This is a genomic window from Streptomyces sp. NBC_01294, assembly GCF_035917235.1.
Classification (GTDB): domain Bacteria; phylum Actinomycetota; class Actinomycetes; order Streptomycetales; family Streptomycetaceae; genus Streptomyces; species Streptomyces caledonius.
This window is the reverse complement of record NZ_CP108423.1, coordinates 1,810,060-1,828,201: the sequence shown is the minus strand read 5'-3', so window position 1 is coordinate 1,828,201 and position 18,142 is coordinate 1,810,060. Positions and strand designations below refer to the sequence as shown.

Below are 18,142 nucleotides of genomic sequence, written 5' to 3'. Positions count from 1 at the left end.
AATGTAGGGGAGTGCGCTCAGGTGGCACCATACCGGTGGGTGTGATCTCCCCCTCTCACAGCGTGCCGAAGGGATCCCGGAACACCCGGCTGAGCAGCACCGTTGCCGCCGCCTCCGGGAGCACGGCGGGGCCGGCGTGCGGCGAGACGATCCGTTCGGGGTCGTCGCAGACGTGCGAGAGGGCCGTCGCGGCGCCCCGGATCTCCTCCAGATATCCCTCGTGCAGGACGCTCGACAGCTCCGTCACGACCATGACCGCCGGATTGAAGACATCCAACAGAAGGGCCGCCGCTCGGCCCACGGCGCGGGCGCGCTCGCGCAGCAGCCGGTCGGCCCGCGGATCGCCGGTCGCGGCGGCGTCCACCAGCAGGTCGACGGACGGGTCGGGCACGATGCCCCGGCGCACCGCCTCGGCGCCCAGCGCCCGGTCGGAGGCGGCCGCCTGGAGGCAGCCGGTACGCCCGCACGTGCAGGGCACCGACGACCCGGGCACCGGCAGGTGCGCCACGTCGCCGGCGGCCGAGCCCGGCCCCTGGTGCACGGTCCCCTCGATGCCGAAGGCGGCGTCGACCACATTGCCGATGAACAGGTGCACCAGGCTGCGGCGGGCCTCCGGCCTCCCGAAGAGGATCTCGGCCCGCGCGACGGCCCGGGCGTGGTTGTCGATGCGCACCGGTACCCCGAGTGCGGCCGAGAGCTCCGCGCCGAGCGGCTTCTGCCGCCACCGCAGGAGGGGGTGGTGCACGACGACGCCCTCGTCGGGGCGGACCCAGCCGCCCAGGGCCGCGCCGACGCCCAGCAGCGGCCGCTCCGGGCCGGCCGCGGCGAGGAAGCGCCCCAGCTCGGCGACGATCTCGGCGGACAGGCCGACCGGGTCCCGGCCCTCGTGGGAGAAGGCCCGCCGGGCCAGCAGCCGGCCCCGCAGGTCGACGAGGCTGAAGGTGGAGGCGGGCACGCCGATGTGCAGCCCGCCGGCGACCGGGCCCCCGACGGCCCCCGTGTGCACGTCGAGGGGGATCCGCGGCCGTCCCACCCCGTCCGAGGGGCCGGGCAGCTCGCGCAGCAGCCCGCTGCGGAGCAGTCCGGTGGTCTGCCGGGAGACGGCGGCGGGGCTCAGGCCGCAGAGGCCGGCGATGCCGCTGCGGGCGACCGGCCCGTGCTCCAGCACCGTCCGCAGCACGGTGGCGGCGTTGGCGGCCGCCCGACTGTCACCGGCCATACGGGTCACACGGTCTCCTCGGGGCGGGGCGGGGCGGGGCGGGGCGGGGCGGAGTGGAGTGGAGCGGGTCGGGGAGGGGTGGGGTGGAGCGGGTCCTTCGGCCCGATCATGCCCGAGCCGCCGGTCCGGCCCCGCCCGGCCCTGCCCGCGGGCCCCGGGCCGTCCTCCCCACGGGCCCCGGGCGCTGCCGGGGCGTGGCGGCCGCATTGCGGGACCGTGAAATCAGGCAGCGCTTTTCGGCCGTCGGGGAGGCTCCGTATGGCGTGCGCCGGATGGGAAAAGGGCAGGTCGTGGCGGGTGCGCGGGGTCGGTCGAGGGTTTCGGCCACCAGGCTTCGGGCGGTCCCGGGCGGGGGTTGACCGAGGGCGGGAGCGCTGACAGGCTCCGAGCCATGACCGCGAACGAACTCCTCGTCCCGCGGCTCCACACCACCACCGGCCTCTGTACCGCGCCGGGCGGGTGTCCGGGCCGCTGTCCGGCCCTGCGCCGGGTCTGACCCCGGCCGCCCCGCGGCCCGTCCGCCCCGTGACCCCCGGCGGCCCCGCCGCCCGGTGAGTCCGCGGGCGCCCAGGGCCTGCGCACCGCCCCGCGGACCCTCCCGGACCGGGAACGTGCCCGTCGCCGCCCTCGCGTACCCGTACCTGCATTCCGTAGCCGGATCCGCACCCGCACCCGCACTCGCACCCGCATTCGTACCTGAACCCGGACCCGCACCCGATGCGCGTCGTGCAGCGCCACCTCACGCTCCAACGGCCGCTCCGTGGCACCCGCCGCGCCCGCGCCGTCCTCGTACCTCTATTACTTCCGCTGCGGAAATAACATGCCCGCGGCCCTGAACAGGGAGTTCTCATGGCCACTGTCACCCAGACCGACATCACCGTCACCAAGATCGGCGGCCGCATCGGCGCCGAGATCGACGGCGTACGGCTCGGCGGCGACCTGTCCGACGCGACCGTCGCCGAGATCCGGGCCGCGCTCCTCGCCCACAAGGTCGTCTTCTTCCGCGGCCAGGACCACCTCGACGAGGACGGCCACGAGGCCTTCGCCGGGCTGCTCGGCGCCCCGGTCGCCCACCCCACCGTCCCCTCCGCCGACGGCCGCTACGCCCTCGGCATCGACTCCCACCACGGCGCCCGCGCCAACCAGTGGCACACCGACGTCACCTTCGTCCCCGCCTACCCGGCCTTCTCCATCCTGCGCGCGGTGACCATCCCGCCGTACGGCGGGAACACCCTGTGGGCCAACACCGCCACGGCCTACAGTCACCTCCCGGAGCCGCTGCGGGTCCTCGCCGACAGCCTGCGCGCCGTCCACACCAACGAGTACGACTACGCGGCCCTCAAGCCGGACGCCCTGCCCGAGGCCCTGGCCCAGTACCGCGACGTCTTCACCTCCACCACGTTCCGCACCGAGCACCCGGTGGTCCGCGTCCACCCCGAGACCGGCGAGCGCACCCTGCTGCTCGGCAACTTCGTCGAGCGCATCAACGGCCTCACCGGCCGCGACTCCCGCGTCCTCCAGGACCTCTTCCAGTCGCACATCGAGAGCCCCGAGAACACCGTCCGCCGGCAGTGGCGGGCCGGCGACGTCGCGATCTGGGACAACCGCGCCACCCAGCACTACGGCGTCGACGACTCCGACGACCACGAGCGCACCCTGCGGCGCGTCACCGTCGACGGCGACGTCCCGGTCGGCCCCGACGGCGAGCCCTCCCGCCTGCTCAGCCCGGAGACCGTCCCGGACCCGTCCTTCGGCATCGCCTCCGGCGCCTCCACCGGGGCCTGAGCCACCGCGGCCCGACCGCCTCGGCCCGGGCTGCGGCGGCCCGACCCGCCGCGCCCGGCCGCCGGGCCCGACCTGCCGGGCCGGCTCGCGCCCGCCCGCCCGCGCCCGCTCGCCCTCGCCCCCTCCCCGCCCGATCGCCCCGCTCCCGTACGACACCCAAGGAGCCCCCGTGCCCCGCTTGCTCGCCATCACCGGCAGCCCCTCCGCCCACTCCCGTACCGCCGTCGTCGCCGACCACGTGCTGCGCCGCCTGTCCCACTCCGGCTTCGACACCGCGCTGCTCGCCGTGCGCGAGCTCCCCGCCGCCGACCTGCTCGCCGCCCGCCGCGGCGAGCCCGAGATCCGCCGGGCGCTCGAAGCCGTCGCCGAGGCCGACGGCGTGGTCATCGCGACCCCGGTCTACAAGGCCTCGTACACCGGCCTGCTCAAGGCCTTCCTCGACCTGCTCCCGCAGGACGGCCTCGCCGGCAAGACGGTGCTGCCACTGGTCACCGGCGGCAGCCTCGCCCACGTCCTGACCATCGACTACGCCCTGCGCCCGGTGCTCACCGCCCTCGGCGCCCGGCACGTCACCGCCGGCCGGTTCGTCCTGGACTCCACCGTCGAACGCGGATCGGGCCCCGACCGGCTGCGGCCCGAGGTGGAGCTGGACCTCTTCCAGGCCGTCGACGAATTCGCCGGGGCCCTCGGCTCCGCGCCCGCCGCCGCACTCACCGCCACCCCGTAACCCAGCCGCCACCCCGCACCCCGCACCCCGCACCGACAAGGACCCGTCATGCCCGCTGCCTTCACCTCGACCACCACCTCCAGGCGCCAGTTCCTCGCCCTGCTCGGCATCTCGGCGGCCGCGGTGAGCTGCGGCACGGCCACCGCCAACGGCGGCGGATCCGGCGCGCAGGTCAAGACCCTGAAGTACCAGGGGGCGGTCGGGTCGGTCACGCTCCCCGAACTCGCCCTCGACCTCGGCTACTTCGAGGACGTCAAGCTCGAATGGGTCGGCAACACCATCAGCGGCCCCCAGGACATCCAGTCCGCGGCGACCGGCCAGACCCACTTCGGCAGCGCCTTCAACGGTGCGGTCATCAAGCTCGCCGCCGGCAAGGCCCCGATCAAGGCCGTCATCTCCTCCTACGGCTCCGACCAGCACTCCTACGGCGGCTACTACGTCCTGGAGGACAGCCCGATCCGCTCCGCCCGGGACCTGATCGGCAAGAAGGTCGGCATGAACACCCTGGGCGCCCACTACCAGGCACTGCTCGACATCTACCTCAGCCGCAACGGCCTCTCCAAGGCGGACGCGACCAAGGTCGAGGCCCTGGTGGTACCGCCCGTCAACACCGAGCAGGCGCTGCGGGCCAGGCAGATCGAGGTGGGTGTGCTCACCGGGATCCTGCGCGACAAGGCCCTCGCGACCGGCGGCATCCGCCCGCTGTTCACCGATGTCGAACTGCTCGGCCCGTTCAGCGCCGGCACCTACATCATGACCGAGCGCTTCATCAAGCAGAACCCGGACACCGTACGGACCTTCGTGACCGGCGTGGCCAAGGCCATCGAATGGGCCCGCACCACCCCGCGCGAGGAGGCCGTCGCCCGGATGACCGAGATCGTCAAGAAGCGCGGCCGCAACGAGGACACGACCGCCCTCCAGTACTGGCGCTCCTACGGCGTCGCCGAGACCGGCGGCCGGATACCGGACCAGGAGTTCCAGCTGTGGCTCGACTGGCTCGGTGAGCGAGGAGAGATCAAGCCCGGGCAGTTCAAGCCGTCGGACCTCTACACCAACGAGTTCAACGACCACGGGAAGGGCTGACCGGCATGGCGAAGATCGTCTTCGAGGGAGTGACCAAGACCTTCCCGACCAAGGACAAGAAGAACAAGAAGGGCAAGGGGGAGTTCACCGCACTCGACAGCATCGACCTGGAGATCGGGGCGGGGGAGTTCGTGGTGGTCGTGGGCCCCAGCGGCTGCGGCAAGTCCACGCTCCTGGACCTGCTCGGCGGACTGTCCCGGCCGACGTCCGGCCGGATCCTGCTCGACGGGAAGCCGGTCACCGGACCGGGCCTGGACCGGGGCATCGTCTTCCAGCAGTACGCCCTGCTGCCGTGGCGGACGGCGCTCGGCAACGTCGAATTCGGGCTGGAGGCGACCGGCGTCCCACGCCGTGAACGAGCGGACAGGGCCCGAGAGTTCCTGGACCTCGTCGGCCTCACCGGCTTCGAGGACCGGCACCCCCACGAACTCTCCGGCGGGATGCGCCAGCGCGTCGCGATCGCCCGCTCGCTGGCCTACGACCCGGACGTGCTGCTGATGGACGAGCCGTTCGCGGCGCTCGACGCGCAGACCCGCGAGTCCCTCCAGGACGAGCTGCGGCGCATCTGGCAGCGCACCGGCAAGACCGTCGTCTTCATCACGCACGGCATCGAAGAGGCGGTCTACCTCGGCCAGCGCGTGGCCGTCATGACCTCCCGTCCGGGCCGGGTCAAGGAGGTCGTCCCGGTCTCCTTCGGCGACCGCGACGGACTCCTGGGGGAGGCCCTGCGGTCCAGCCCGGAGTTCGCCCGCTACCGGCACGAGATCTGGAACCTCCTCCACGACGAGGTGGCCCGCGCCCAGCAACTGGAGAAGGAGGCGGCAACCGTATGACCACCGGAACCGACACCACCGTCCTGGCGGCCACGGGCCTCGCGGCCCCGGCCGGGTCCGTCCCCGAGGCGGCGGCCGACCCGGCCGCTGCCGGGGCGGCCCCGGCCGGAGCCCCGGTCCTCAAGACCCCGGCAACGACCACCCCGGCGCCGGCCGCGGCACCCGACCCGGATCCGGCATCCGACCCGGCCCCGGCACCCGCCCGCGTCCTCGCCCGCACGAAGTCCGGCGCACTGGCCGTCGTACGCGTCCTGAAGGCCGTAGCCGTCCGGACCGCCGCGATCCTCGCCCTGATCGCCCTCTGGGAGATCGCTCCGCGCGCCGGCCTGGTCGACGCCACCTTCCTGCCCCCGTTCAGCGAGGTGGCCGTGGCGTGGTGGGAGCTGCTCGGCGACGGCCAGCTCGCCGACCACACCAGGGCCAGCCTGGTCCGCTCCTTCGGCGGCTTCGGCATCGCCGTGGCCGTCGCCGTCCCGCTCGGCCTGCTCATCGGCTGGTACCGGCCCCTCGCGGACTTCCTCGGGCCGCTGCTGGAGGTCTTCCGCAACACCGCGGCCCTCGCGCTGCTCCCGGTCTTCGTGCTGCTCCTCGGCATCGGCGAGACCTCGAAGGTGTCGATCGTCGTCTACGCCTGCCTCTGGCCCGTCCTGCTCAACACCATCAGCGCCGTCCGGAACGCCGACCCCACCCTGATCCGGCTCGCCCGGTCGATGGACCTCTCCACGCCGCGCCTGTTCCAGAAGGTGATCCTGCCGTCCTCGGTACCGGCCATCTTCACCGGAATCCGGCTGGCCGGCGCCGTCTCCATCCTCGTCCTGGTGGCCGCCGAGATGATCGGCGCCAAGGCGGGACTCGGCTTCCTGATCAACGCCTCGCAGTTCAACTTCGCGATCCCGCAGATGTACGCGGGCATCGTCACGATCTCCGCCATCGGCCTGGCCTTCAACCAACTGCTGGTCACGATCGAACGCCGCCTCAGCACCTGGCGCGTCCCGGCCTGACGGCCCGCCCCGTCCCGCCCGCGCCCGCCCCCTGCCACTGAACACAAGGACCCGTCATGACCGCACCCCGGACCCTCCACCTCAACGCCTTCCTCATGAACGCCGGGCACCACGACGCCGCCTGGCGCCACCCCGACAGCAGCCCCGAGCGGGTCACCGACCTGCGGTACTTCCAGGAACTGGCCCGCACCGCCGAGCGCGGACGGCTCGACTCCATCTTCTTCGCCGACGGACTCGCCCTCTGGGGCAAGGCCCGCTACAACGCCCTCGGCGGCTTCGAGCCGCTCACCCTGCTGTCCGCCATCGCCGCCGTCACGGAGCACATCGGGCTCATCGCCACCGTCTCCACGACCTTCAACGAGCCCTTCCACACCGCCCGGAAGTTCGCCTCCCTCGACCACATCAGCGGCGGCCGCGCCGGCTGGAACATCGTCACCTCCGGCACGGTCGACGAGGCCCGCAACTTCAACCGCGACGAGCACCTGGAACACCGCGTCCGCTACGAGCGCGCCCGCGAGTTCCTCGACGTCGCCACCAAGCTCTGGGACAGCTGGGAGGACGACGCGATCGTCCTCGACAAGGAGCGCGGCATCTACGCCGACACCGACAAGCTCCACCCCGCCGCCCACCGCGGCGAGCACTTCTCCGTAGCCGGCCCGCTCAACGTCCCGCGCTCGCCCCAGGGCCACCCGCTGCTGGTGCAGGCCGGCTCGTCCGAGGACGGCAAGGAGTTCGCGGCCCAGTACGCCGAGGCCGTCTTCACCGCGCAGCAGACCCTCGCCGACGGCCAGACCTTCTACAAGGACCTCAAGTCCCGTCTGGCCAGGTACGGCCGCGTCGAGAGCGACCTGCTCGTCCTGCCCGGCATCGCGCCCGTCATCGGGTCCACCGAGGCCGAGGCGAAGGCCCTGGAGCAGCAGCTCACCGACCTCCAGGTGCCGGAGTACGGGCTCGCCCAGCTCTCCGGCATGCTCAATGTGGACCTCACCGGACTGCCCCTCGACGGCCCGCTGCCCGAGCTGCCCGAGGAGCGGGACATCAACGGCAACAAGAGCCGCTTCACCCTCGTCGCCGAACTGGCCCGCCGCGACGGCCTGACCCTGCGCGAGCTGATTGCCCGCCTCGGCGCCGGCCGCGGCCACCGCGTCTTCGCCGGCACCCCCGAGCAGATCGCCGACCAGCTGGAGCAGTGGTTCACCCAGGGGGCCGCCGACGGGTTCAACATCATGGCACCGGTCCTGCCCACGGGCCTGACCGACTTCGTCGACCAGGTCGTGCCGATCCTCCAGCGGCGCGGGCTCTTCCGCACCGAGTACACCGGCCGCACCCTGCGCGAGAACTACGGCCTCGCCCGACCGGCCAACCGCCACACCGGGGAGACCGGATGACCGGGCCGAACGGGCCCGCCGGGCTCACCACCGACGTGCTGGTCGTGGGCGGCGGCCCGGCCGCCACCTGGGCCGCCCTCAAGGCCGCCGAGGCGGGGGCCCGGGTCGTCCTCGCGGACAAGGGCTACTGCGGTACGAGCGGCGCGACGGCCGCCGGCGGCACCGGGGTCTGGTACGTCCCGCCCGAGCCCGCCGCCCGCGAGGCGGCCATGGCGAGCCGCGAGGGCCTCGGCGGCCACCTGGCCGACCGGCGCTGGATGGCCCGGGTCCTCGACGAGACCTACGACCGGGTCAACGAGCTGGCCACCGCAGGCCGTTACCCCTTCCCGACCGGCCCGGACGGGCAGCCGCTGCGCGGCGGCCTCCAGGGGCCCGAGTACATGCGGCGGATGCGCATCCGGGTCCGCCGCGCCGGGGTCCGCATCCTCGACCACAGCCCGGTGACCGAGCTGCTCACCGACGCGGACGGGGCCGTCGCGGGTGCCGCCGGATACCGCCGCCAGGCCCACGAGCCGTACCGGGTCCTGGCCGGCGCCGTGGTCCTCGCCACCGGCGGCTGCGCCTTCCTCAGCGGGGCCCTCGGCACCAACACCAACACCGGCGACGGCGCGCTGTTCGCCGCCGAGGCCGGGGCGGACCTCTCGGGCATGGAGTTCTCCAACGCCTACGGGATCGCCCCCGAGGGCACCTCGGTCACCAAGACCGCCTTCTACTCCTTCGCCACCTTCTACCAGGAGGACGGCGGCGTGCTGGAGGGCGCGGCGAGCCAGGGGGGCCGCTCGGTCATCGCCCGCGAACTCCTCACGGGCGCCAAGGTGTACGCGCGCCTCGACCGCGCCGACGACGAGGCCCGGGCGGCGATGCGCCGCGCGCAGCCCAACTTCTTCCTCACCTTCGACCGGCTCGGCATCGACCCCTTCACCGACCGCTTCGCCGTCACCCTGCTCGCCGAGGGCACGGTCCGCGGCACCGGCGGCATCCGGATCACCGGCGACGACTGCGCCACCGGCGTCCCCGGGCTGTACGCGGCCGGGGACGCGGCCACCCGCGAGGAGATCTGCGGGGGCTTCACCGGAGGCGGCAGCCACAACGCCGCCTGGGCCATCTCCTCGGGCAGCTGGGCCGGCCGGGGCGCCGCCGGACACGCCCTGTCCCTCGGCTCCGGCGACCGGGCCGCCCGCCGCCCCGTCACCGGCGCCGGCGGAGCGGGCCTGCGCCCGACGGGGAGCCCGGCCGGGCCCGGCGGCCACCGGGCGGCGGTGGCACTCGTACAGGCGGAGGTCCTCCCGTACGACAAGAACTACCTGCGCCGCGGTGACGTGCCGGCTGCGTCGCTGCGGACCCTCGACGCGGCCTGGTCCCGGCTGCGGGCCACGCTCCACGGTGAGGGAGCGGATCTGGTCAAGGCCCGGCAGGCGGCCGCGATGACGGCGCACGCGCGGTGGATGTACGCGGCCGCCCTCGCCCGGCCCGAGTCCCGGGGGATGGCCAGGCGCCTGGACCACCCGGACCGGGACCCGAGGTTGCACCACCGGATCGTGGTGGGCGGTCTGGACCGGGTGTGGACCCGGCCCGCGGCCCTGGCGGGTACGGGGAGCACGGGGAGCACAGGGGGCGCGGGGTGATCGAGCTGATCTCGGACGACCGGTGCATCGCCTGCGACAAGTGCATCGAGGTGTGTCCGACGGACGTGTTCGAGCGGGGGCCGCAGGGAATTCCGCTGCTCGCCCGGCACGAGGACTGCCAGACCTGTTTCCTGTGCGAGGCCAACTGCCCGGTGGACGCGCTGTTCGTGTCCCCGCTGACCCGGCCGCTGCCGGAGGACCCGGCCGTACGGGACGAGGCGGGGCTGGCGGGCCGCGGGCTGCTCGGCAGCTACCGGCGGGAGATCGGCTGGGGCGAGGGGCGGACCCCCGGGGCCCTGCGGGCGGTCGGGCCGGCCCTGGGCCCGGCGGCGCCACCGATCACGTCCTGAGCGGGCGGGGTCGAAGGAGGGAGGGGCCCGAAGGAGGGAGGGGCCCGAGGGGGAGAGGGGGCCGAAGGGGGAGGGCGGGTCCGCCGGAGCGCGGTGTTCCGGCGGACGCTCCCGTCCGCTCAGAGCGTCAGGACGATCTTGCCGCGGGTGCGGCCCGCGGCGCTGAGCTCCCAGGCCCTGGCCGCCTCGGCGAGCGGCAGGGCGTGCTCCACGTTGACCGTGAGGCTGCCCGCGTCGGCCAGTTCCGCCAGGAAGGTCAGGTCGGCGGTGTCGGGGCGCACCCACAGCTGGTGGGCGCCCTTGGCCGCGGCCTCGTAGTCGGCGATGGAGACCACCCGGTCGCGCTCCTTGACCAGCGACTGGAGCGTCTCGATGACGCCGTCGCCGTAGAAGTCCAGGCCCGCGTCGACGCCTTCGGGGGCCAGTTCGCGCACCCGGTCCGCCAGACCCTCGCCGTACAGCACCGGCTCGGCGCCGAGCGAGCGCAGGTAGTCGTGGTTGTGCGCGCCCGCCGTGCCGATGACGCGCAGGCCGAGCGCGACCGCGATCTGCACGCCGAAGGATCCGGTGCCGCCCGCCGCGGAGTGGATGAGCACGCTCTCCCCGGCCTTGAGGCCCGCTCGGGTCAGCGACTGGTAGGCGGTCAGACCGGCCAGCGGAAGGCCCGCGGCCTGCTCGAAGGTCAGCTCGCGGGGCTTGCGGGCCAGGGTGCGGACCGGGGCACTGACGAGTTCGGCGTAGGTGCCGAGCTCCACCCACTCCTTGCGGACGTACCCGTACACCTCGTCGCCGACGGCGAAGTCGAAGGTGTCCGGACCGACCGACTCGACGACTCCGGCGACGTCCCAGCCGGGTATGACCGGGTAGCGGACTTCGAGGATCGGGTCGAGGTATCCGGCGGCGAGCTTCCAGTCCACCGGGTTGACGCCCGCGGCCTTGACGCGGACGAGCACCTCGCCCGGCCCCACCTTGGGCTGCGGTACGTCAACGAGCTTGAGGCTGCCGGGAGTTCCGTATGCGCTGTACGTGATGGCCTTCATGATCGTCCCCAACGCGGGTCCGCGGCCGCGTATTCCGGGCCCTCCCCGCTCCGGCCGTTCAGGCCGGCAGCGTGTTGCGGTGCGAGCGGCGCCGGGCCGCGCTGAAGAGCGCCTGGATCTGCGTGCCCGCCTGCTCGATGTCGTCGAGGGGCGAGGGGAAGGGCAGCCGCACGTCGCGGTGGCCGCGCCGCTCCTCCAGTCGCAGGGTGATCCCGTACCGGTCCATGGCGACCGGCAGCGCGCGGACGACCGCGGCGGCGGTGGGCAGCGGCTGGACCAGGCGCAGCAGCAGGGTGACGAGGTCGTGGTGGTCGTCGAGGAGGTGCGTGAGCATGCCCGCCTCGTACGGGGCGAGCGGGTCGGGGCAGGCCGCGTCGAGCTCTTCGAGGCCGACGTGGGAGCGGCCGTCCGGGGTTTCGAGGACGGCCCGGTCGAACTCCATGCAGGTGGAGTCGGCGCCGGAGCCGGCGGACGCGTCGGAGTAGGGGTCAGCAGGCGGCCCAGCACGGTGACGCGGGCGCGCACCCGGTCCCGTACGGGTGTGGGGGCGACGTCGGTGAACTCCAGCCGGATCGCGGGCCGGTACTCGGCTTCGCCGCCGGGCTCGGCGGGGTGCAGGTGCAGCCGGCCCATCGGGTCCGCGCCGTCGAGGTGCCGGACCTCGGTGCGCAGCCCGTCGGTGACGACGGTCATGGAGTGGGCGGCGGTCAGGATCGACCGGATTCGCTCGGCATCGCTGGGCCGGGCGGCCGGGGTGGCGGGGGCACCGAACAGGCGCATGCGGATCTCTCCATCGTCCGAATAGGTTAGGCATGCCTAACCTAACCTATCTCGGTCTCCGAGAGTACCCGGCGTGGTTCGTGTCGTTGTTGGGCTGAACGGGTGAAACGCGAGAGGATGGGGGGATGCACATGAAGCGCGCGGCCGAGGCGGCCCGGTGAGCAGGTACGACGTCACCGACGAACAGTGGGAGGGGCTCGCGCAGGTGGTCCCCCTGCGCAGCCGCAACGAATGGCCCTCCCGGGTGGACCACCGCACGATCCCGAAGGTGCCCGGCGCGTCCGCGGCGGAGCAGCGGCGCTTCGTGGTGATCAGAGTTCAGATCTTCGCGGACGCGCGGGAGGTGGCGGAGTACCTGATCGCGCAGATCCCGGTGCTGCTCGACCTCACCGGCGCGGACAGCGAAGTGGCCAAGCGGATCCTGGACTTCAGCAGCGGCGTCGTCTTCGGGCTGGGCAGCGGGATGCACCGGGTGGACCGGAACGTCTTCCTGCTGGCGCCCGTGGGGACCGAGGTCGAGGGCATCGCGGCCGCGGCCGTCCCCCGATCGTAGGAAGGTCGCCGCGAGGGAACGGTTCGCCGGAGCCACGGGGGGTCCGGCGGCCCGTACCGTCCCGCGCATGGACGCCACCCTGGACGCGGCGGTGGGGCGCATCAGCGCCGCCACCGCCGTCGCGTTAGCCGACCCCCTCGCCGTTCCCGCCCAGGCCGACCCGGCGGACGGGGCCCCGACGGCCTCCGCCGCCGCTGCCTCCGCCGCCCCCGCCTCCGCCGTACGGGCCGATGCCGCCGCCGATGCCGCCGCCGAACCTGCGCGGCAGCAGCCGCACCGGCGGCCCGTGCTCACCGAGTTGCGGCTCTCCGCCTTCGGGCCGCACCGCGCCGCGGCCTTCCCGCTCGGGCCCGTCACCCTCTTCGCCGGGCCGAGCGGCAGCGGCAAGTCCCAGGCCCTGGCCGCCTACGAGGCCCTGGCCGCGCTGGGATCCGGCGCCACGCTGGAGGAGGCCTTCCCGGACCCGCGCGCACGCATCCCCGACCGGGCCGTCCCCGACGCGCAGCGGCGACGCGGATTCCGCCTCGGCTGCACAGTCGACGGCCCCGCCGGGCCGGTCCGGCTCGACCTCGCCGTCCAGGCCGAGCCCACGCTGCGGATCGTCGGCGAACGCCTCTCGCAGGACGGGCAGATCCTGCTCGCCACCGCCTTGCGCGACCCCGGGCGGCGCTCGGTCCAGGCCGCCTGGCTGACCGGCGGCGCCATCGGCGTCACCAGGGCCCCGCTGCCCGACGACCGGCTCGGCACGGCGCTGCTCCCGCTGCGCGTCGCCGGATCCACCGCCGGCCAGCGGCAGGTGCTGGCCGCCGCCGAGCAGGCGGTGGTGGCCCTGCGCTCGGTGTTCCCGTGCGACCCCCGCCCGGAGCGGATGCGCGCGGCCGTCCCGCGGGGGGAGGGCCGGCTGCTCGGCGACTGCGCCAACCTGGCCGACGTGCTGCGCCGGACCCGCCACGAATGCGGCACCCGGCACGCGCTGCTGGCCGGGGCCGCCCGCACCGGCTGCGCGGGACCCGTCGCCGGGCTGGACGTCCGGGCCCCGGCGGGCGGCCCCGTCACGGCGGTACTGGACCGCGGCCCCGCCCGTCCCGCCACGGAACTGGCCCGCCTCGGCGCGGGCGAACTCCGCTTCCTCGCGCTCGCGCTGGTCCTGCTGACCGGGCCGGGCGTGCTCGCCATGGACCCGGCCGCCGAACTGCTCTCCGCGCAGCAGGCCCTGACCGTGCTGGCCGACGGCTTCGACCGCGGCCTGGACCGGCGGCAGGGCGCCGAGCTGCTGCGCCTGGCCCTGCTGTCCGGCGGCCGCGGCCACATCCGGCTCGTCGCGGCGGTGGGCGAGGAGACCGCGGCCACCGCCCGCCGCCTCGCGGGCGTCTCGGTGGTAGACCTGACCACATGAACGAGACGCAGGAACCGCCCGGGCAGCGGCCCGACGAGCGGCCCGACGAGCGGCTGGACCGACTGCAGCGCCGGCTCGCACAGTTCGCGGCGGCGCGCGGCTGGGAGCCGTACCACACGCCCAAGAACCTGGCGGTGGCGCTGAGCGTGGAGGCGGCCGAACTGGTCGAGATCTTCCAGTGGCTGACACCGGAACAGTCGGCGAAGGTCATGGAGAAGCCGGAAACCGCCCACCGCGTGGCCGATGAGGTCGCCGACGTGCTCGCGTATCTGCTGCAGTTCTGTGAGGTCCTCGGGGTGGATGTGCTGGATGCGCTCGCCGCGAAGATCGAGAGGAACGAACTCCGCTTCCCTGTGGCGGGTCCACCGACACCGAATCGTCACTCTTCGGAGTGATGGGCTCATCCACAATCACGTTTGTGTCCACATTTTCCGAATACCCCTGGCTTTACTGACTCGTTGCCCTCACTCTGGGTAGTGGTGAGGATGGCGGGATGTCGTGCGGACGGGGGACGGCATATGGATGCGGTACGGCTCATCGCGGCCGGCCGGCACGCGCTGGCACAGAGCGGGGCTGCGTGGGACATCGTGGGCGAGGCCTGGCAGGCCCAGGCACTCGCGCAGGGAATCGGGAGCTGTCTGGCGGTCACCGGGCCGCCGGAGCTGAGATCGGAGGCACGGGGACTGGGGGAAGCGGGAGGCAGAGGATGCGGGGTGCTCGACCGGGCGGCCCTGCGCGGCGAGGGCAGCGCGCCCGAGTATCCGCCGCGGGCGGCACAGTTGAGCGAGGTGTCGGATGTCCGGCAGGCGCTGCTCGGGCTCCAGGCACTGCTGGGCGAGGTGGGCATAGCCCTGGTCGGGGTGGCCTGCGGGACGGACGAAGAGGCCCTGTACTGGCAGTGCATAGAGTCGATCGACGCGGCGGACGAATCGAGCGACCGGGTGCGGGCGATCCTGCGCCGCATGGCGGTCCGTGAGCGGGGGTCCGCCTCGGGCGTGGCCTGAAGCGGCGACGGGGGCGGCTCGGCCGTGGGAGGTTCGAGTGGGTCCCACCGTGCGCGGCGGGACCCGCACGGTCAGGACGACCGGTAGGAGGGGCGCCCGCCCTCGGGGGTGCGGTTCGTGGAGGACTGGAGATCGGCGTCGAGCTGCGAGAGGTCGGCGTTCAGCGCCGCCATCAGCTCTTCCATCTGCTGCAGCAGGCCCTTCGGCGCGCCGTCGCCCTGGGCGGGCACCGCGGACTCCTGGCGTGCCGGGTCGTGTGCCGCCTGCCCGGTCTGTCCGGTCTGGTGGGGGGTCTCCGGCCCGGCCTCGTGGGACATGGCGGCCTCCTCGTGCCCTGGCCCTTCCGGGGCGGAAGGGTGCGGTGGACGCACCGGCGAAAGCCCGCCGGGCGCGGGCCGGGCGGTCCGGCTCCGTCCGAGCCAACGATCCCCGTCCGGGCCGGTCACTGGCGGGCCCGGGGGCGGCGCGTCCGGTTGACGAGGATTCACCCTGCCGGGGCGGGAAGTGCAGGATGGGGTCATGGATCTCCGCATTTTCACCGAGCCCCAGCAGGGCGCGAGCTACGACACCCTCCTGACCGTCGCCAAGGCCACCGAGGACTTGGGCTTCGATGCGTTCTTCCGCTCCGACCATTATTTGCGGATGGGTTCCGCCGACGGCCTGCCCGGACCCACCGACGCCTGGATCACCCTTGCCGGCCTGGCCCGCGAGACCCGGCGGATCCGCCTCGGCACCCTCATGACGGCCGGCACCTTCCGGCTGCCCGGCGTGCTCGCCATCCAGGTGGCCCAGGTCGACCAGATGTCCGGCGGCCGCGTCGAACTGGGGCTGGGAGCAGGCTGGTTCGAGGACGAGCACAAGGCTTACGGGATCCCCTTCCCGGCGGACCGGATGTCCCGGCTGGAGGAGCAGCTGGCCGTCGTCACCGGCCTGTGGGCCACCGAGCCCGGCGCCACCTTCGACTACGCGGGCAGCCACTACCAGGTGGAGAACTCGCCCGCGCTCCCCAAGCCCGCCCAGGCGAAGGTGCCCGTCCTCATCGGCGGCCACGGCGCCAAGCGCACCCCGCGCCTCGCCGCACGGTACGCGGACGAGTTCAACATGCCGTTCGCCTCGGTCGCCGACAGCGAGCGGCAGTTCGGCCGGGTCCGCGAGGCCGCCGAGGAGGCCGGGCGCAAGGCCGACGACCTCGTCTACTCCAACGCTCTCGTGGTCTGTGTGGGCAAGGACGACGCCGAGGTGGCCCGCCGGGCCGCCGCGATCGGCCGGGAGGTGGACGAGCTCAAGGCGAACGGCCTGGCCGGCTCCCCGGCGGAGGTCGTGGAGAAGATCGGTGCCTACGGCGCCATCGGTGCCTCCCGCGTCTACCTCCAGCTGCTCGACCTCGACGACCTGGACCACCTGGAGCTGATCTCCGCCCAGGTGCTCTCCCAGCTCCGCTGAGGGGTACGGGAACCGATGCCGCGCGCGTCCGGTCCGCTCGCCGAAGCCCTGGGCCACAGGACCGTGCTCCTGGACGGCGGGCTCAGCAACCAGCTCGCCGCCCAGGGCTGCGACCTGTCCGGAGGCCTCTGGTCGGGCCGGGTGCTCGTCGAGCGGCCGGACCAGGTGGAGGCCGCCCACACGGCGTACGCGCGGGCCGGCGCCGAGGTACTGATCACCGCGAGCTACCAGGTCGGCTACGAGGCCTTCGCCGCCCACGGCCACGACCGCGCCGCGACCACCGCCCTGCTGCACCGCAGCGTGGCACTGGCCGCCCGGGCGGCCGAGGCCGCGGACCACGAGGTGTGGGTGGCCGCCTCGGTGGGCCCGTACGGGGCGGTGCTCGCGGACGGCTCCGAGTACCGCGGCCGGTACGGCCTGAGCGTGCGCGAGCTCGCCGCCTTCCACCGCCCCCGCATCGAGGCCCTGCTCGACGCCGGCCCCGACGTCCTGGCCGTGGAGACCCTCCCCGACCCGGACGAGGCCGAGGCGGTACTCGCCGTCCTCGCGGAAACGGACGCCCGCGCCTGGCTGAGCTACACCGTCGCCGGAGGCCGCACCCGGTCGGGACACCCGCTGCCCGAAGCCTTCGCGCTCGCCGCGCAGGCCCCGCAGGTCATCGCCCTCGGGGTCAACTGCTGCGACCCCGCGGAGGTCCTCCCGGCCCTGGAGGCGGCGGCCGCCCTCACCACCAAGCCCCTGCTGGCCTACCCCAACGACGGCTCCGTCTGGGAGGCGGCCACCGGCACCTGGCGGGCACCCGAGGTCATGCCCCCCTGGCCGACCGCCGCCTGGCGCCGCACCGGAGCCCGCCTCGTCGGCGGCTGCTGCCGCATCGGCCCCGCCCGCATCGCGGACCTGGCCCGCGAGCCGGACATGTGAGGGACCGGCAGTCATCGTCATCTGCGCATGAGTTCATGTCGCCGGCGACTGCGCCCGATGGGTCGCCCCGGTCTCGCCGTAGCGCCGCCGAGTTCTAGCTTTCGCAGCCGACGCCGTCGCCGTCGCGGTCGAGGTGGCGGGCGTAGCCGGGGTCGCCGCGGCGGATGGGGGCCGCGCCCGCCGCCTTCACGGCAGTGCAGTTCTTGTACGAGACGCTGCCGCCCCCGCTGCCGCCCGTCTCGTCGTCGGGCGCCGGGGCGGTCGTGGGTGCGGTCGTGGGTGCGGCCGACGGGGCGGCCGGCTTCGGGCGCAGGTCCGTTCCGGGCGCCGCGGGGCAGCCGGTGCCCGGCGCCACCAGGTGCACGGCCGGAGCGGCGCTCTGCGGCGCGAGTCCGGTGCCGGCCACGACGTCCTGGAAGCAGACGAGCCAGGTCCCGTGGTCGGTGGGGAGGGTGACGTCGGTGTAGGCGCTCAGCGCTTTGAGTTCGCCGTCGATCAGTTCCTCCACCGTCTTCTCCGCCTGCGCGTAGGGCCATCCGACGGCCGAGGGCATCTGCGGTTCGGCGCTCGGTGTGGGCGCCGCCGTCTGAGTCGGGCTCGGGCTCGTGCTCGGGGTGGGGGAGGCGGAGGCCGCCGCGGTGGCCTGCGGCTTGCCCTCGGCCTCCTTTGGCGGGTCCGACAACAGCGGTATCAGGAACCAGATGCCGGACAGCACGGTGGCGAGGATCTTCTGCGTCCGCTCCCACTGGCTCGTCCAGGCGAGCGCGATCCCCACGGGCGGAAGGAGGACGAGCGCCGTGATGATCAGGGCGGGGTGCTGCCACCAGCGCCGCGGCGGCTTGGGCGCAGGCGCAGGCGCGGGCACGGGGGCGTAGGCGTGCGGGGGCGGGTACATGGCGCTCCTGGAGGGCTGGTGCAGGGCGTGGGGGTGCAGGGTGTGGGGCGCGCGAGCCTATCCAGAAAGTTGAAGATTGTATGTGTTTTCTTCGAAGTC

At 74.0% G+C, this 18,142-nt stretch carries 18 protein-coding genes and 1 pseudogene; 14 read left to right on the top strand and 5 right to left on the bottom strand.

Annotated features, from left to right (window positions below; translation table 11 throughout):
* Positions 1 to 55 precede the first annotated feature (55 nt).
* Positions 56 to 1,219: an ROK family transcriptional regulator gene (locus OG534_RS08280; RefSeq protein ID WP_326593524.1), complete on the bottom strand. Its 1,164-nt coding sequence runs from the start codon at positions 1,217 to 1,219 to the stop codon at positions 56 to 58.
* A gap of 849 nt (positions 1,220 to 2,068) precedes the next feature.
* Here OG534_RS08280 and OG534_RS08275 point away from each other — a divergent pair.
* The 8 genes from OG534_RS08275 to OG534_RS08240 all read left to right on the top strand — a co-directional run bounded on the left by OG534_RS08275 (position 2,069) and on the right by OG534_RS08240 (position 10,011).
* Entirely contained in the window at positions 2,069 to 3,004 is a 936-nt protein-coding gene (locus tag OG534_RS08275; protein ID WP_326587435.1) for a TauD/TfdA dioxygenase family protein, read from the top strand.
* 169 nt (positions 3,005 to 3,173) lie between these two features.
* A complete protein-coding gene (ssuE, locus tag OG534_RS08270; RefSeq protein WP_326587434.1) occupies positions 3,174 to 3,731 on the top strand; it encodes an NADPH-dependent FMN reductase in 558 nt (185 codons plus the stop codon).
* A gap of 48 nt (positions 3,732 to 3,779) precedes the next feature.
* On the top strand, positions 3,780 to 4,814 hold the full coding sequence (locus OG534_RS08265; protein ID WP_326587433.1) for an ABC transporter substrate-binding protein: 1,035 nt from the start codon (positions 3,780 to 3,782) through the stop codon (positions 4,812 to 4,814).
* Between the two features lie 5 nt (positions 4,815 to 4,819).
* Complete coding sequence (locus tag OG534_RS08260) at positions 4,820 to 5,647, top strand: ABC transporter ATP-binding protein (protein ID WP_326587432.1); 828 nt, start codon at positions 4,820 to 4,822, stop codon at positions 5,645 to 5,647.
* Complete coding sequence (locus tag OG534_RS08255) at positions 5,644 to 6,648, top strand: ABC transporter permease (protein ID WP_326587431.1); 1,005 nt, start codon at positions 5,644 to 5,646, stop codon at positions 6,646 to 6,648. The genes OG534_RS08260 and OG534_RS08255 overlap by 4 nt, the downstream gene beginning before the upstream one ends.
* A gap of 56 nt (positions 6,649 to 6,704) precedes the next feature.
* Positions 6,705 to 8,036, top strand: coding sequence for an LLM class flavin-dependent oxidoreductase (locus OG534_RS08250; RefSeq protein ID WP_326587430.1), 1,332 nt, complete (start codon positions 6,705 to 6,707; stop codon positions 8,034 to 8,036).
* The gene (locus OG534_RS08245) at positions 8,033 to 9,661 is read left to right on the top strand and encodes an FAD-binding protein (protein ID WP_326587429.1); all 1,629 of its coding nucleotides are present in this window, start codon (positions 8,033 to 8,035) and stop codon (positions 9,659 to 9,661) included. Before OG534_RS08250 ends, OG534_RS08245 begins: the two co-directional genes overlap by 4 nt.
* The gene (locus OG534_RS08240; protein ID WP_326587428.1) at positions 9,658 to 10,011 is read left to right on the top strand and encodes a ferredoxin family protein; all 354 of its coding nucleotides are present in this window, start codon (positions 9,658 to 9,660) and stop codon (positions 10,009 to 10,011) included. The genes OG534_RS08245 and OG534_RS08240 overlap by 4 nt, the downstream gene beginning before the upstream one ends.
* A 119-nt stretch (positions 10,012 to 10,130) precedes the next feature.
* Here OG534_RS08240 and OG534_RS08235 read toward each other — a convergent pair whose 3' ends face one another.
* Positions 10,131 to 11,051 carry an NADP-dependent oxidoreductase gene (locus tag OG534_RS08235; RefSeq protein WP_326587427.1) on the bottom strand — a complete coding sequence of 307 codons (921 nt, stop codon included), beginning with the start codon at positions 11,049 to 11,051 and terminating at the stop codon, positions 10,131 to 10,133.
* Between the two features lie 58 nt (positions 11,052 to 11,109).
* Positions 11,110 to 11,831, bottom strand: a pseudogene (locus tag OG534_RS38665) (DUF2470 domain-containing protein).
* A 157-nt stretch (positions 11,832 to 11,988) separates the two neighbouring features.
* Here OG534_RS38665 and OG534_RS08225 point away from each other — a divergent pair.
* The 4 genes from OG534_RS08225 (at position 11,989) to OG534_RS08210 (ending at position 14,784) form a co-directional block, all read left to right on the top strand.
* A complete protein-coding gene (locus tag OG534_RS08225) occupies positions 11,989 to 12,384 on the top strand; it encodes a cell division protein SepF (RefSeq protein ID WP_326587425.1) in 396 nt (131 codons plus the stop codon).
* Positions 12,385 to 12,451: 67 nt separating this feature from the next.
* Entirely contained in the window at positions 12,452 to 13,780 is a 1,329-nt protein-coding gene (locus OG534_RS08220) for an ATP-binding protein (protein ID WP_326587424.1), read from the top strand.
* Positions 13,777 to 14,175, top strand: coding sequence for a nucleotide pyrophosphohydrolase (locus OG534_RS08215; protein ID WP_326587423.1), 399 nt, complete (start codon positions 13,777 to 13,779; stop codon positions 14,173 to 14,175). Before OG534_RS08220 ends, OG534_RS08215 begins: the two co-directional genes overlap by 4 nt.
* A 123-nt stretch (positions 14,176 to 14,298) precedes the next feature.
* Entirely contained in the window at positions 14,299 to 14,784 is a 486-nt protein-coding gene (locus OG534_RS08210) for a DUF6099 family protein (protein WP_326587422.1), read from the top strand.
* 71 nt (positions 14,785 to 14,855) lie between these two features.
* On the opposite strand, the gene OG534_RS08205 is transcribed toward OG534_RS08210, so the two are convergent.
* Positions 14,856 to 15,101, bottom strand: a complete 246-nt coding sequence (locus OG534_RS08205) for a hypothetical protein (RefSeq protein WP_326594041.1) — start codon at positions 15,099 to 15,101, stop codon at positions 14,856 to 14,858.
* 202 nt (positions 15,102 to 15,303) lie between these two features.
* On the opposite strand from OG534_RS08205, the gene OG534_RS08200 reads away from it, so the two are divergent.
* Both OG534_RS08200 and mmuM read left to right on the top strand, forming a co-directional pair.
* Positions 15,304 to 16,227, top strand: a complete 924-nt coding sequence (locus OG534_RS08200) for an LLM class F420-dependent oxidoreductase (RefSeq protein ID WP_326587421.1) — start codon at positions 15,304 to 15,306, stop codon at positions 16,225 to 16,227.
* A gap of 15 nt (positions 16,228 to 16,242) precedes the next feature.
* On the top strand, positions 16,243 to 17,148 hold the full coding sequence (gene mmuM / locus OG534_RS08195; RefSeq protein WP_326587420.1) for a homocysteine S-methyltransferase: 906 nt from the start codon (positions 16,243 to 16,245) through the stop codon (positions 17,146 to 17,148).
* A gap of 94 nt (positions 17,149 to 17,242) precedes the next feature.
* Here mmuM and OG534_RS08190 read toward each other — a convergent pair whose 3' ends face one another.
* Complete coding sequence (locus OG534_RS08190) at positions 17,243 to 18,043, bottom strand: excalibur calcium-binding domain-containing protein (protein WP_326587419.1); 801 nt, start codon at positions 18,041 to 18,043, stop codon at positions 17,243 to 17,245.
* Between the last annotated feature and the right edge of the window lie 99 nt (positions 18,044 to 18,142).

Coding starts and splice junctions, on each gene's coding strand:
- OG534_RS08280 (WP_326593524.1), bottom strand. CDS start 1,219: ATGGCCGGTGACAGTCGGGCGGCCGCCAACGCCGCCACCGTGCTGCGG.
- OG534_RS08215 (WP_326587423.1), top strand. CDS start 13,777: ATGAACGAGACGCAGGAACCGCCCGGGCAGCGGCCCGACGAGCGGCCC.
- OG534_RS08250 (WP_326587430.1), top strand. CDS start 6,705: ATGACCGCACCCCGGACCCTCCACCTCAACGCCTTCCTCATGAACGCC.
- OG534_RS08210 (WP_326587422.1), top strand. CDS start 14,299: ATGGATGCGGTACGGCTCATCGCGGCCGGCCGGCACGCGCTGGCACAG.
- OG534_RS08220 (WP_326587424.1), top strand. CDS start 12,452: ATGGACGCCACCCTGGACGCGGCGGTGGGGCGCATCAGCGCCGCCACC.
- OG534_RS08245 (WP_326587429.1), top strand. CDS start 8,033: ATGACCGGGCCGAACGGGCCCGCCGGGCTCACCACCGACGTGCTGGTC.
- OG534_RS08200 (WP_326587421.1), top strand. CDS start 15,304: ATGGATCTCCGCATTTTCACCGAGCCCCAGCAGGGCGCGAGCTACGAC.
- OG534_RS08260 (WP_326587432.1), top strand. CDS start 4,820: ATGGCGAAGATCGTCTTCGAGGGAGTGACCAAGACCTTCCCGACCAAG.
- OG534_RS08235 (WP_326587427.1), bottom strand. CDS start 11,051: ATGAAGGCCATCACGTACAGCGCATACGGAACTCCCGGCAGCCTCAAG.
- OG534_RS08275 (WP_326587435.1), top strand. CDS start 2,069: ATGGCCACTGTCACCCAGACCGACATCACCGTCACCAAGATCGGCGGC.
- OG534_RS08205 (WP_326594041.1), bottom strand. CDS start 15,101: ATGTCCCACGAGGCCGGGCCGGAGACCCCCCACCAGACCGGACAGACC.
- OG534_RS08190 (WP_326587419.1), bottom strand. CDS start 18,043: ATGTACCCGCCCCCGCACGCCTACGCCCCCGTGCCCGCGCCTGCGCCT.
- OG534_RS08255 (WP_326587431.1), top strand. CDS start 5,644: ATGACCACCGGAACCGACACCACCGTCCTGGCGGCCACGGGCCTCGCG.
- OG534_RS08265 (WP_326587433.1), top strand. CDS start 3,780: ATGCCCGCTGCCTTCACCTCGACCACCACCTCCAGGCGCCAGTTCCTC.
- mmuM (WP_326587420.1), top strand. CDS start 16,243: ATGCCGCGCGCGTCCGGTCCGCTCGCCGAAGCCCTGGGCCACAGGACC.